This window comes from Celeribacter sp., from assembly GCF_048259695.1.
Taxonomy (GTDB): domain Bacteria; phylum Pseudomonadota; class Alphaproteobacteria; order Rhodobacterales; family Rhodobacteraceae; genus Celeribacter.
In genome coordinates, this window is record NZ_JBLXHL010000004.1 from 131655 (window position 1) to 145601 (window position 13947).

The 13947-nt window shown below is 58.8% G+C and carries 12 protein-coding genes; 5 read left to right on the plus strand and 7 right to left on the minus strand.

The annotated features are described in order from the left end of the window. Nucleotides 1-14: 14 nt before the first annotated feature. From ACN0Q0_RS08725 to ACN0Q0_RS08750, 6 genes are all read right to left on the minus strand, one after another. Entirely contained in the window at nt 15-1595 is a 1581-nt protein-coding gene (locus ACN0Q0_RS08725) for a Ppx/GppA family phosphatase (protein WP_417243002.1), read from the minus strand. A 66-nt stretch (nt 1596-1661) separates the two neighbouring features. Further along, on the minus strand, nt 1662-3854 hold the full coding sequence (locus ACN0Q0_RS08730; protein ID WP_417243003.1) for an RNA degradosome polyphosphate kinase: 2193 nt from the start codon (nt 3852-3854) through the stop codon (nt 1662-1664). A gap of 53 nt (nt 3855-3907) precedes the next feature. Then, nucleotides 3908-4594 (minus strand): chromosomal replication initiator DnaA, encoded by a 687-nt coding sequence (locus ACN0Q0_RS08735; RefSeq protein WP_417243004.1) that lies wholly within the window; start codon nt 4592-4594, stop codon nt 3908-3910. Nucleotides 4595-4597: 3 nt separating this feature from the next. Then, entirely contained in the window at nt 4598-5695 is a 1098-nt protein-coding gene (locus ACN0Q0_RS08740; RefSeq protein ID WP_417243005.1) for an AI-2E family transporter, read from the minus strand. 66 nt (nt 5696-5761) lie between these two features. Beyond that, the gene (locus ACN0Q0_RS08745) at nt 5762-7495 is read right to left on the minus strand and encodes a methyl-accepting chemotaxis protein (protein ID WP_417243006.1); all 1734 of its coding nucleotides are present in this window, start codon (nt 7493-7495) and stop codon (nt 5762-5764) included. Next, a complete protein-coding gene (locus ACN0Q0_RS08750; RefSeq protein WP_417243007.1) occupies nt 7488-7796 on the minus strand; it encodes a hypothetical protein in 309 nt (102 codons plus the stop codon). The genes ACN0Q0_RS08745 and ACN0Q0_RS08750 overlap by 8 nt, the downstream gene beginning before the upstream one ends. Nucleotides 7797-7979: 183 nt before the next feature. On the opposite strand from ACN0Q0_RS08750, the gene proS reads away from it, so the two are divergent. From proS to ACN0Q0_RS08775, 5 genes are all read left to right on the plus strand, one after another. Continuing rightward, the gene (gene proS, locus ACN0Q0_RS08755; protein WP_417243008.1) at nt 7980-9317 is read left to right on the plus strand and encodes a proline--tRNA ligase; all 1338 of its coding nucleotides are present in this window, start codon (nt 7980-7982) and stop codon (nt 9315-9317) included. A gap of 151 nt (nt 9318-9468) precedes the next feature. After that, the gene (locus ACN0Q0_RS08760; RefSeq protein WP_417243009.1) at nt 9469-9987 is read left to right on the plus strand and encodes a DUF2937 family protein; all 519 of its coding nucleotides are present in this window, start codon (nt 9469-9471) and stop codon (nt 9985-9987) included. Nucleotides 9988-10073: 86 nt separating this feature from the next. After that, a complete protein-coding gene (locus ACN0Q0_RS08765) occupies nt 10074-10793 on the plus strand; it encodes a ThuA domain-containing protein (protein WP_417243010.1) in 720 nt (239 codons plus the stop codon). A gap of 83 nt (nt 10794-10876) precedes the next feature. Next, nucleotides 10877-12172, plus strand: coding sequence for a lipoprotein-releasing ABC transporter permease subunit (locus ACN0Q0_RS08770; protein WP_417243011.1), 1296 nt, complete (start codon nt 10877-10879; stop codon nt 12170-12172). Further along, complete coding sequence (locus tag ACN0Q0_RS08775) at nt 12165-12848, plus strand: ABC transporter ATP-binding protein (protein ID WP_417243012.1); 684 nt, start codon at nt 12165-12167, stop codon at nt 12846-12848. The genes ACN0Q0_RS08770 and ACN0Q0_RS08775 overlap by 8 nt, the downstream gene beginning before the upstream one ends. A 330-nt stretch (nt 12849-13178) precedes the next feature. Here ACN0Q0_RS08775 and ACN0Q0_RS08780 read toward each other — a convergent pair whose 3' ends face one another. Beyond that, entirely contained in the window at nt 13179-13934 is a 756-nt protein-coding gene (locus tag ACN0Q0_RS08780; RefSeq protein WP_417243013.1) for a hypothetical protein, read from the minus strand. Nucleotides 13935-13947: the final 13 nt, after the last annotated feature.

Sequence of the window (13947 nt, forward strand, 5' to 3'; positions counted from 1 at the left end):
GGCCTTCGCGATCTTCAGGGCGCGATCGCTTTGCCGTGTTTGATGATCGGCTCCGCGCCCAAACTGGCCGCGAGCGAGTTGAACCGTACGAGGGCCACCTCGCTGAACAGGTCGAGCGCGTCGGGTTCAAGGGTGAGCGTCAGCAGCTTTTTCTTGGGCCGGTAATCCAGTGCGGCCATGGTGTCGGGGGTGTCGAGCGCAAACATCGCTCCGAACCGCATGGCTTTGCCCAACACTTCGGCACTCTGGATTTCCTTTTCGGACAAGAGCGCGATGAGCGGCTCGAACGGGGTGCCTTGGCGGGAATTTTTGTAGCGGTGCAGCAAAGCCAGGCCGAGGAAAATACGTTCCTTATGCGAAAGCCCGCCGAGGTTGGCGCGGGTGGCGTTGTCGAAACAGACCTCCGCGCGGTAGTCGGGATGGGCGCGCCATGTCACGTCATGCAACAGGCACGCGGCGCGTACGAGGCGCATCTGTTCGTATTTGCGCGCCCGAAAGACCGGCGCGATGAAATAATGTAGCCGCTTGCCGAAGCCCGGCAGACGGGCATCCTTGCGCTCGACAAAGCGGCAGGCCTCGATGAGGGGGTCGCGTTTGCGAATGCTGTGCGGCATCTGCTCGAACAGCAACCCCTCGCGGATGCCATAGGATGACACACAAATCTCTTTGGGGCGAAAGGTGCGGGTGAGTTGGCGCAACACTTCGGCGGCATGGGGGACGAGCGCCATGCGCGCCGAGGATGTCCCGATTTCGCTACGAACCGCGTTCATGTCGTTGGCACGGATGAAATCAATCGTGTCGGTAACGGCGCGGGTGGTCATGCGGTATTCGTGTAGCACATGCAGCGGGTAATTGCGGCGGTGCATGTCGATGCGTGCGATGGCCCGCCACGATCCGCCGACCAGATAGATCCGTTTGTAGGATGTGTCGCCCATCTTCTGCGCGAGAGCGGCCATGATCGGTTTGATGTGCTCCTTGACGCCCCTGCGCCCTCCGCTCAACCCCTGAAGTGTGAGCGCCCCCAAAGGTGAGGTGACCCGTTTGCCGATTTTGCCCTTATGCACTTCGGCCAACTCCATTGACGAGCCGCCAATGTCACAGACCAATCCGTCGGCTTCGGGCCAACCGAGCAACACGCCCTGTGCCGACAGGCGGGCCTCTTCCTCGCCGTCGATCACCGTGATTTTGAGGCCCGTCTCGGCCTCTATTTGCGTCCGGAACGCGGGGCCGTCCTCGGATTCGCGCATGGCGGCGGTGGCCACCGCGGTGAGGGGCGCGATCCCCATGCCTTCTGCCAGTTTGGTAAAGCGTTTGATCGCCGCCAACGCCCGCACCTTGCCCTCCGGGTTCATGCGGCCGGTTTCGCGCAATCCCGCACCCAACCCGCACAGGATTTTCTCGTTGTAGAAATAGGCGGGGCTCCGTGCCGCACCGTCAAACACGACCAACCGCACGGAGTTCGACCCGATGTCGACAACGCCGACGCGCGACAAGGCGCGCGCACGGGCGTCCTCAAACAAGGGGCGGCCGAAAATGCCCCAATCGGTTGATGTGCTATCGGCGGAAACGTGTGTATCGGTTTCAGTCACGGTCATTCCCAATCGGTTGCATGTCACGATAGACACGGGGCGTTTTATGCGCAAACCACTTTGGCGGTGCGGTTAGCTTGCGGCAAGATCATCGTCGTGGGTCAGTTCGGGGACATCTTTGACGCCTGCCGAACCGCGCCCCGAAAGCGAGGGGTGTTGCATAAAGAACTGGTGGCACGAAAACGGTTTGTCCTCGTTGTCCAGTTTGGGGCGTTCCCACGTCCCAAGCGGAGACAAAACCCAACTATGCGCGGTGTCGGCCATGTTGGCGGCCATAATCTGGCGCACAATCTGGGCTTTAACCGTCGGGTTGAGAATTTCCACGAGTGTTTCGACGCGGCGGTTGAGGTTGCGCCCCATCCAGTCGGCGGAGGACATATAGACCCGTGCCTTTTTCGAGGGCAATCCTTTGCCATTGCCGAAACACACAATGCGCGAATGTTCCAGAAACCGCCCGACGATGGATTTGACGCGGATGGTTTCCGACAGGCCTTTGACGCCGGGGCGCAATCCGCAAATGCCACGGATCACGAGGGAGATTTTCACCCCCGCTTTGGAGGCATCGTACAGCGCGTCGATCACCTCGGGGTCGATCAGCGCATTCATCTTGGCCCAGATTTCGGCGGGTTTGCCCTCGCGGGCGAGGCGGGCCTCGTTGGCGATCCCGTCGAGCAAACGGGGCTTGAGGCTTGTCGGTGAAATCGCAAGGTTTTCCAAACCCTCGGGTTCGGCGTAACCGCCGATGTAGTTGAACACCTTTGTCGCGTCGCGCCCAAGCGCGGCATCGCAGGTGAAAAAGCTGAGGTCGGTGTAAATCCGCGCCGTAATCGGGTGGTAGTTCCCGGTGCCATAGTGGGTATAGGTCACGAGTTTTTCACCCTCGCGGCGCACCACAGTGGAGATTTTGGCGTGGGTTTTATAGTTGGTGAAACCGTAGACCACGTGAACGCCAGAGCGCTCCAACCGCCGTGACTGGCGGATGTTCGCGGCCTCGTCAAAGCGGGCTTTCAGCTCAACCAAAGCCGTGACCATCTTGCCGTTTTCGGCGGCGGCGCAGAGCGCGGAGACGATCGGGCTGTCGTGCGAGGTGCGGTAAAGCGTTTGTTTGATCGCGACCACATCGGGATCGTTGGCGGCCTGTGACAAAAACCGGATGACGAGATCAAACGTCTCGTAGGGGTGATGCAACAGGATGTCTTTTTGCTGGATCGCCGCGAACATGTCGCCATCGTGATCCTGCACCCGTTCGGGCACGCGGGGCGTATAATTGGGCCATTGCAAATCGCGACGGCTTTTGAGGATCAGGTCGCCCAGATCCGACAGGCCAATCATGCCGCGGACCTCGATCACCTCGTCCTCGGTCACGCCCAATTCTTCCTTGATCACACGGGCTAGGGTGTCGGGGGCGCCGCTTGAAATTTTCAGGCGCACCACTTCGCCACGGCGGCGGCGTTTGAGGGCGGTCTCGAACTCGCGCACGAGATCTTCGGCCTCTTCCTCGACCTCCAGATCGCTATCGCGCAACACGCGAAACACGCACGACCCCACGGCGCTATAGCCCGGAAACAGCCGGTCAATATGGATCAAAATCACGTCCTCGAGCGGCAAGAACCGGTCCGCGGTCTTGGTCGTTGCGGGCAGGCGGACAAAGCGTTCGATCAGCGCAGGGATCGGCACCAGAGCCTGAAGTGGTTTGCCGTCTTTTTTGCGCTCCAGTTGCAGCGCCAACACCAGACCGAGGTTCGGCACGAACGGAAACGGGTGGGCGGGGTCAATGGCAAGCGGTGACAGCACGGGAAACACCCGCTCCAAAAACAGCTCCTGAAGATAGGACAAATCGGTCTTGGTCAATTTCGTCCGCGTGAGGATCGAAATGCCTTCGACCTCCAGTTCACGGCGGATTTTGGTGAAGGACGCATTTTGGGCCGACATCAGGCGGCGGGCATTTTCAGAGATAAGTTCCAATTGGGCCGCAGGGGTGCGGCCATCGGCGGCGGGGGTTGTGTTGCCGGCCTTCGCCAGTTCACGCAGTCCCGCCACGCGTACCGTGTAAAACTCATCGAGATTGGTGGCCGAAATCGACACAAACCTCAACCGTTCAAGCAAAGGAACGCGCGGGTTTCCGGCCTCTTCGAGGACGCGCCAGTTAAAGGCCAACCATGACAGCTCGCGGTTGAAAAACCGCTCTGCCCCTTCGGTCTTGCGCGGGGGCAATTGAACGGGGGCGGCAAATTCGGCGTTCAGGAAATCGGTGGGGAGCGTCATGTGGCGGTCGGACCTTTCGGTTATGGATCAGAACCTTGCGGCCTATCTTTCTCTCAATTGCCCGACTTGTCTAGCACCTGTGCGGCAAGTTTTTGTGACACGGGTTTGCGGCTGCGCAGGCTGGCCGCGTCGAGCGCGTCCACGATGTCACGCACGGCGGCGGCAGAGCGCTCGATCCGTTTGACCAAATAGGGGATCAGGGTGTGGGATACGGCGATCTGGTGGTCCTCGAAATGCTTGATCAACATGGCCGATAACAGCGCGTCATCGGGTTCCTCGATCCGTGCCACGGCGGTGCCTTCCATGCGCGATGCCAGATCTGGCAGGGTCAATGCCCAATGGTTCGGGGCGTGGGTGGCGGTGATCAAAAGGCGCCCGCCCTCGGCGAGGGTGAGGTTGTGCAGGTGGAACAGCGCCTCTTGGGCTGCGGCCGCATCGGGCAGGGTGGGCAGGGTGTCCGCATCCTCCACAACGACGTGACGCTGTGCGGCAATTGCAGGCACATTGACAGTCGTCAGGGCTGATGCGGGAACAATCACGGCGTTCTGTTCGATGGCCCAGACATGTGCGAGATGGGTTTTTCCCGACCCTTTCGGGCCGATCAGCGCGAGTTTGCCCGAGGGCCACATCGCAACGTTTTCAAGTGTCGCGACGGCCAAACGGTTGGAGGGTGCGACGAAAAAGGCATCGCGGCCCAAAGCTTCGCGCGTGGGCAGATCGAATGTGAGTTGGTGTGGCATCGGTTACGGCGCTGTTTTATCTGGGTCTACGGCGTCGGTTGGTTCGGGGATGTCGAACCCTTTGTAAAGCCGGCTGTCTTTGTACTCGTCGACCCCGAAACGGGCGAGAACGCCGATGGCGGCGGCGACAGGCACGGCGATCAACATGCCGACAAATCCGAACAAGGTCCCGAAGGCCGTCAACGCAAAGATCAGCCAGACAGGGTGCAACCCGATGGAGGATCCCACAAGGTTCGGTGTGAGGATGTTGCCCTCAAAGAACTGGCCAATGGCAAAAATGGCGACCACGGCGGCGATCCATTGCCATTCGCCCCAAAACTGGAAAAGGGCTAAACCAATGGACAACGCACCGCCAACCAGAGCGCCGACATAGGGAATAAAGGTCAACGCCCCTGCGACAGCCCCCGCAACGAGGCCAAAGTTGAGCCCGACAAGCATCAGGGCGACGGCATAGAACGTCCCCAAAATGAGGCACACCGTGCCTTGGCCGCGGATAAAGGCCGCGAGGGTGCGGTCAATCTGGCGTGCAAGGCGGCGGATCGTGGGGGCATGGTCACGGGGCAAAAGCCGGTCCACCTGTGCCACCATGCGATCCCAATCCATCAGCAGGTAAAAGGTAATCACCGGCACCAGAACAAGGATCATCGCCACGTTGAGCACACTCATGGCCGAGGACAGTGCGGTTTGCAAAAACTCGCCGCCTTTGGACTGGATTGTCTCGCCGATTTTCAGCAGCGTTTGGTGCAACTGGCTGTTTTCATCGAGTATTCCCGGGAACCGCGCGGTCAAAAAGGTCTGGAGGTCGTCAAACAGCTGTGGTGCGGTTTCAACCAGACCTGTGGCCTGTTTCACCAAGGTCGGCAACACCATCAAGGACGCGAGGACAAAGAGGACGGCGGCGACGGCGGTGATCAAAATGGTCGCTGCGATGCGCGACAATCCCCATTTTTCAAGCCGGTCCGCGACAGGATCGAGCATATAGGCCACGGCCATCGCAAGCACAAAGGGCAAGATGACGTTCCCCAACAGGTAGAGTAATGCAAAAAACACCGCCGAAGCGATGCCCCAATATTTTGCTTGTTCTCTGACTGGCAGCGCCATGCGACCCCCTTTGGTTGCCTCCACATATCGCGGATAGGCACCTGTGTTTCAAGGGGGTCGCGTGGTTTATGATGCTTGCGCGTAGCCGTCGCTTTCCCCTGAGGCGGGCAAGCTCACCGTGACGTCATCGGTCACAAAGATGGCAACCATATCGGAGAGGGCCTGTGCGCTGCTCGACAAGAGCGAGTTGGCGGCGGTGGTTTCCTCGAACATGGCGGCGTTTTGCTGTGTCACCCCCTCAAGTTCCGAGATCGAGGTGTTCACGTCCGACAACTGGCGCGATTGCGTGGTCATTGCATCGGCCGAGGATTGCAGGCGGCGGGTGATTTTATCAACCGAGTCCTTGATGCCGCCAAGAGCCTGACCTGTTCTGTCGACAAGGTCGGCACCGCTTGACACCTGTTGGCTCGATCGTTCGATCAACAGGTTGATCTCGCGGGCTGCATCAGACGACCGTTGTGCGAGGGCGCGCACCTCCGAGGCCACGACGGCAAAGCCACGCCCCGCTTCGCCGGCACGGGCCGCCTCGACCCCTGCGTTGAGCGCGAGCAGGTTGGTTTGGAACGCGATGTCGTCAATCACGCCGGTAATTTTGTTGATCTCGTTCGAACTTTCTTCAATGCCGCGCATGGCATTCACGGCTTGTTCCATGATGGCCGATCCTTCGGCGGCGTCACCGGATGTCGTTTCGGCGAGTTTGCGGGCATCAGATGAATCCGCGGCCACCGAGTTGAGGGATGCGTTGAGCTCCTGAACCGAGCGGGCGATGTTGGCCAATGCCGCGGCCTGACGTTCGGTTCGTGTGGACAAATCGTTCGCGGAGGCGGCAATCTCGCCGGATTGTACCTGCATCGCGCCGGATTGCTCGCGGACTTCCTTCATGGTGAAGCCAAGGCGGGCGACGGTGTCGTTAAAGGAGGTGCGCAACCCTTCGTAATCTTCGTGTAAATCCTCACGGATTCTCGTGCTCAGATCACCCGAAGACAATTGATCGAGATGCTTGCCGAAAACGTCCAGCAGGTGGGCGAGGGCCTGATCGCGCATGGCGCGGGCCTGTTCGTCCTCGATGCGCATGAGGTCACGTTCTTGTTGGGCCTCTTCGTTGGAGCGCAAGGCGTCTTGTGCAACGCGGCCGGATTCCGCGGCTTTTTCTGTCGCGATCTGGGCGTCTTGCAGTGCGGCTTCGGCGCGCGCTTTTTCCTGATGTGCGCTTTGCAGAGCCACGCGCACCTCTTCGGCGGCGGCGAGCGTTTCCGCATGCCCCGCTTCAAGGATGCGGTTCAGGGCAACGCGTTTGACGATCATGTAGGCCAGAGCCGCCGTTTCCATGACGACGATTACGGCGTGGATGGCGGTGCGCACAACGTTGAACCCCAATTCCGTCGTCGGATAGACGAGGGCGGGCATGGCAAATGTCAAAACGAGGTGGTGGACGGCGATCGTTGCGGCCCCCAACAAGAGCGCACGAAGTCCGTTCATCGCGACGATCATCGCCAAAACCGCGAAATACAGCATGTGGCTGTCAATCTGGAACGGATGGCCGATCAGAGCGGCATTGAATGTGATTGCAGTCCCGACCAGAGCCTGTGCCGTGAGGATGCGCGAGGTGCGCGGGGGCAATCGTCCGGCCACCAAAGCAAGGGCGCTAAAAAACAACCCGCCCGCTGCGGCCACAATCACATTTCCGCCCCCCACGGCGATAAGGATCACCATCAGGGCTGAAATCGCAAAGGTGGCGCGTCCTAACAGTTTGACGGCCTCGGCCTGAGTTGATTCAAAGGTTTGCGGTTGTTCAGACATTTTCCACTCCACAGATGGCGGCAATCAGGCTGCCGTCGAGCAGCGTCCAGATGCCATTTTCGCGCAAGGTCGCGAGGTCGATTGACGGGTTAGGTTGGACGAGCACCCCGAACGGGGCGCGCAGGGGGCCGATTTCGGTGAGGCCGGATTTCATCAGTGTTGCCTCACGATCCGCCCACGGCGGGATGATCGCGAGTGCGGGACCCGAGTTGGTATAGGGCATCGACATCACGCTTAACGGCGCAATCGCGAGACTCAAAAGGAGGGTGCAGCCCACCATAAATCGTTCAATAAATGTCACGCGCATGCCTCTCACGGGTTACTCTTGGCTTTCATCCCTAAAACAGAACAATTGCGATTCCATTAAGTCCTGACGACCCGTTGGGGCGTATTGGATCAATGTGCGTTGGTTTGAGCGGGTCTTGTGCGGCTTGGCCCAATCGCTTAGACGGATGAAAACCGCAATTTTCACGAGGCCCTGCCCATGCGTCTTTCGCGCTATTTCCTGCCCGTTCTCAAAGAGACCCCCTCGGACGCCCAAATCGCATCACACCGTTTGATGTTGCGTGCGGGGATGATCCGCCAACAATCGGCGGGGATCTATTCGTGGTTGCCGCTCGGTTTGAAAGTTCTCAAAAATATCGAACGTATTGTCGACGAGGAGCAACAGCGCGCGGGGCATATCCCGCTGTTGATGCCGACGCTGCAATCGGCGGATCTGTGGCGCGAAAGCGGGCGCTATGATGACTACGGCGACGAGATGTTGCGCATCACGGATCGCCACGGGCGCGATATGCTTTACGGTCCGACCAACGAGGAAATGATCACGGATATTTTCCGCGCCCATGTCGGGTCTTACAAAGACCTGCCGCTGACGCTGTATCACATCCAGTGGAAATTCCGCGACGAAGTGCGCCCGCGTTTTGGCGTCATGCGGGGGCGTGAGTTCCTGATGAAGGACGGGTACAACTTCGATCTGACCAAAGAGGACGCGCTGCACGCCTACAACCGTCATCTCGTGTCCTACATCCGCACCTATGAACGTATGGGGCTACAGGCGATTCCGATGCGCGCGGACAGCGGGCCTATCGGTGGCGACGACACCCATGAGTTCCTTGTTCTGGCCGAAACCGGTGAGTCCGAAGTGTTCTATGACGCTAACGTCACCGATATCAAATTGGGCAAACGCGACATCAATTATGACAGTGTCGACGAGTGTCGCGCCGTGATGGAAGAGTTCACCACGCTGTATGCCCGCACCGACGAGACCCATGACGCAGACGAGTTCGCCAAGGTTCCAAGCGAGCGCCAACGCACCGCGCGCGGCATCGAGGTGGGTCAGATTTTCTACTTCGGCACCAAGTATTCCGAACCGATGGGCGCAAAGGTCCAAGGTCCGGATGGCAAGCCGTCCCCCGTTCACATGGGGTCGCACGGTATTGGCGTGTCGCGTTTGCTCGGCGCCATTATCGAGGCGAGCCACGATGAAAACGGCATCATCTGGCCCGAAGGGGTCACACCGTTCCACGTCGGGATCGTCAACCTCAAACAAGGCGACGACGAGGCCGACGGGGCGTGTGACGCCCTGTACAAGAGCTTTACCGCACTTGGCCTCGAGCCGCTTTATGATGACCGCAACGAGCGGGCCGGTGGCAAATTCGCGACGATGGACCTGATCGGCCTGCCGTGGCGCATCACCGTTGGTCCACGCGGCCTCAAAAACGGTGTGGTCGAACTGACCTGTCGCCGCACGGGCGAAAGCGAAGAGATGACCCCCGAGCAGGCCGTCGAAAAAGTCGCGCAAATCTACGCCGGACTTTAAGGCGGCTGCGGCGGATTGCTGCCGCATAACGTAAAGTCAAAGGCAGGATGTTTGTCCTGCCTTTGCGAATCCCCCCATGATAGCCGCGAATAGACCCACGCAACGGGCGCCACACCAAACGGCGCCATAATCAACGGGCGAAAGGCGGAGCATGATATTCAAGGTGCTGACATTGGTCGGGGGATTGTTCGGGGCGGCGCTTGTGTCGCAATTTCCGGAGTTTACACAACAGTACACCCAACGTTTGGGCGGACAGGTCGAGGCGCTTGGCGTTGTTCTGGCTGATTTCGACCACTCGGCACAGCGCGCCGACATGACCCGTGACGAGGCCTTGGCCTCTATGGGCGGGACCGTGTTTATGGAAAACCGCCGCCGCGATATGCGCCGCACAATTGACCGCCACGCCCGTCTGAGTGCGGACCAGATTGCCCTGCGCACCGCCACGCCCCTGCAACGCCTCACCATGCCGCACCGTGTGGCGGACACCGAACTGGCCCGCTCGACATGGAATGATTTCGTGCCGGCAATGCCGTTGTCTGTTGCGGGGATCATATCGGGGTTTGTCGGGTTTATCGGTGGCTATGTGGTGATTGCAGCCTTCTTGCGTTTTCTGGCATGGCCGTTTCGCAAGCGCCGCAAAAAGGCCAATGGGCTGACCTTTACCTCCTGAGGTAATTTGCGCGGGGGCTTTGCACAATCAGCCGTTGACCGATCCGGTGTCCTTGCGCAATGTTGGCGCTAACAAGGGAGAGCGATATGGCAAAGGCATTGATCACGTGGGGCGGATGGGACGGACACGAACCTGAAAAGGTGGCCGCGCTGTGCCGTGAGATTCTGATACACGAAGGCGTCGAGGTCGAGGTCGTTGACCACCTTGATTGCTTCGCGGATCAAGCCGCCCTTGAGGCCGTCGATCTTATCGTTCCGATTTGGACCATGAGCCAGATCGACAAACAATACGTCGTCAATGTGTCCGAGGCGGTTGCGCGTGGCACGGGCCTTGCGGGGGTGCATGGCGGCATGTGTGACGCGTTCCGCGAACAGGTTCTGTGGCAGTTCATGACAGGGGCCAATTGGGTCTCTCACCCCGGCGGGGACGGGATCAAATACACCGTAAATATCTGTAATTCCTCATCTCCTTTGACGGCGGGGATTAAAGATTTCGAGGTGGAGAGCGAGCAATATTACCTGCATACCGACCCCGCCAACGAGGTGCTTGCGACCACGCGTTTTCCGACCGTGACATGGTATCACACGCCCAACGGTGCGGTGGATATGCCCGTGGCATGGACCAAACGGTGGGGCCTTGGCCGCGTGTATTACAATGCGCTCGGTCACCATGCCGATGTCATCGACCATGGTCCCGCCCGCGAGATGATCCGCCGTGGCCTGTTGTGGGCGGCGCAGGGGCGCAAGGCGGCACAGGACGCGGGCGAAAGCCTCGCCGATTACGCATCGGACCTCAACAATTACTGATGCCCGCGTGACCGGCTGAGCCTTGACCTTTGGGGCATTGCAAGGGAGTGTCGGGCAACCCGTTTTGGAGCCCGTTTCGCCCGATGACCGAAGGCCAGTCCACCAAGCCGTTTTCCCGTTTCGAATGGATGATCGCGTGGCGCTATTTGCGTGCGCGGCGCGAGGAGGGCGGCGTGTCGGTGATGACATGGATTTCCCTCATCGGCATCACATTGGCGGTCGCCGCCCTGATCATCACCCTGTCGGTGCGCACCGGATTTCGCACGGAATTTGTCGATACGATTCTGGGTGCGAATGCCCACGCGACGGTCTATTCCTCTGTATACGTTGACGAAAACGGCCAGACGGCCCGCTCCATTCCGAATTACGATGACTGGGCGGAACGCCTCTTGGCGCTCCCCGATGTGATCCGCGCCGCCCCCTTGGTGCGCGGTCAGGTGATGGCCTCGCGCAACGGATCGAACGCAGGGGTCGAGGTCTACGGCATCGCCAAAGACGATCTGATGACCATCCCGCGTGTCGCGGACCACCCCGATGAAAGTTGGGGCGATGTGGCGCGGTTCGAGGAGGGCATCGCCATCGGGTCGGGCGTGGCACGCGAATTGGGCGTCGTGGTGGGGGACCGCATCAAACTTATCTCGCCTGACGGCGCCAAAACCGCGTTCGGGACAAGCCCGCGCGTGTCGGCGTTCGAGGTCGTCTATATCTTTACCGCAGGGCGATATGATATTGATAAAACAAGGGCTTACCTCCCCTTCGTCGAGGCGCAGCGCTATTTCAATTCCGAGGGTGCAGCCGACGAGATCGAGGTCATGTTGGCCCATCCCGATGCGGTCGATGAGATCAGCTATGATCTGATGCAGGCGGTGGGCGATCGTGGCCTCGTCTGGACGTGGAAACAGTCGGCGGGCTCGTTCCTCGGTGCGCTTGATATGGAAGACAACGTGATGTTTGTGATCCTGTCGGTTCTGGTGCTGATCGCGGCGATGAATATCGTCTCCGGTCTGATCATGTTGGTCAAGAACAAGGGCCGTGATATCGGCATCCTGCGCACCATCGGTTTGACGGAAGGCTCTGTTTTAAGGGTGTTTTTTATCTGTGGCGCGGTGACCGGGGTGCTTGGCACCGCATTTGGCGTCCTGATCGGATCGCTGTTTGCGCTCAACATTGATAGCGTTATGGCCTTTGTCAATTATCTCAACGGCGGCGGGGCGTGGGATCCGAGCATTCGGGGCATCTATGCGTTGCCGGCGGAGTTGAGATTTGTTGATGTATTTAAGGCGGTTAGTCTGTCTTTGGGGCTGTCGTTCGTGGTGACGATTTTCCCCGCACGGCGGGCGGCGCGGATGAACCCTGTGGAGGCGCTGCGCTATGAATAATATGTTGCATCTCGAGGGCGTCACCAAGGTCTATAACGCCAAAAAACACAATGAGGTCAATGTCTTGCGTGGGGTTGATCTGAGCGTGGCCAAGGGCGAGGTCGTGGGGCTGATCGCGCCCTCGGGGGCGGGGAAATCGACCTTGCTGCATATCGCGGGTCTGTTGGACATGGCGAGTGCGGGAACGGTGCAAATCGGCGGGCAGGATGTGGGCGGGTTAAGCGACCGAAAGCGCACCGCGATTCGCCGCCAAGGTATTGGATTCATTTACCAATTTCACCATTTGCTGCCCGAGTTTACCGCGCTTGAGAATGTGGTTTTACCGCAACTGGCCAACGGGGTTTCGGGCCATGAGGCCGAGGCGCGCGGGCTTGCGTTGCTTGATAAGGTCGGGGTGAAAAATCGCGCCGGTCACCGCCCTGCGGCGCTGTCGGGGGGCGAACAGCAACGGGTGGCGTTTTGCCGTGCGCTTGCCAATAAGCCGTTGTTATTGTTGGCAGATGAGCCGACAGGGAACCTTGACCCCGAGACATCGGACCGTGTGTTCGCGGCGCTGATGGAGGTGGTGCGCGACGAGGGATTGTCCGCACTCATCGCCACGCACAACATGGAGTTGGCGGCCAAAATGGACCGCGTGGTTCGGTTGGACCAAGGGCGGATTGTTGCACAACTTTAACGGCTTTGAGGCGAAGGTGTCCAAAAGTTACACATCTTTAAGCCCCCGTTTTTAATGTTTTGTTGGGTGAGCGGCGTCTCGGAAAGGCTCCAGTGGAGCCTTTCAGCCGCGAACGCGCGAACACACCTGTTCGCGCCGGTTCATAGGCGAGGATGCACACCCGTCGAGCAGACCCCAATCGCCCCCTCCCGCAACGCCCGCCAAAGTCACCAAGTCTCAAGGTTTGCACTGCCTGTGACCAAAGCAATCGCAAAGCGATTGCAGCGCCCGACCCTCCCCCACGGGAGGGCGCTTTCGCACCCACCCTCGGGTCAGGCGCTCGGGGATGCTTTATTCGGATACTATCTTTGAGTTTTCCTTAAGATACTTGTGAGCTTCTATTCCGGCCATTTCCCTATTGGCATAACAGGCCATAAGCTCTATGAGGCCATTCTTTCCAGAACCAAAGGCGAGGCTTTCTTTGTGGTCTGAGTTTTGGGGGCAAAAAGAAAAGTTGTTTTTTGAGAAGAACTCAGAAAATTTTGGTTCTAAAAGCGTCAAAAAGTGATCGTGGGTATAACCCTTGTTATTTTTCAGAAAATTGCGCCAGTTGGTTGTCGGTTCTTTCAATTCGTCCAAGTGGATTAGGCAGCGTGAAAGACGAAAAACGAGTTCATCGAATTTGTGTAGGTCGTATACTTCGGTGCGGTATTCAACTCCCCGATATCGCAGGTTGGTATCTCCCAAGAGAACTAGGCGATTAATAAAATCGAGTATGGGTTCCTCGTATGTTTCGTCATCGAGAACCCGAAAGCCATCGGGAGCTTGAAGCGGCTTGCAAAGGATATTGCCAGCTAAGTTTATTAGTTCTTTGTAATTGTCGAATTTTGGATGACTAAAATTTCCACTTTTGCCGTTAAAGAGCAAACATGCTTTTAGGAGCTTTTCCGAGCATTGTCCTGCATTCCAGCCGAAACTTCTGAAATTGCGCATTTCCCAAGAAATCCGCGCCATAACGCAGTCCTCGATAGCGGCTTGGCAGAGGGTTAACAGCACGGCACGTTCCACTAAACCTCTGGCCTCTGGGCTCAAATTTGCGAAACTCATTACCCCCCCTCCA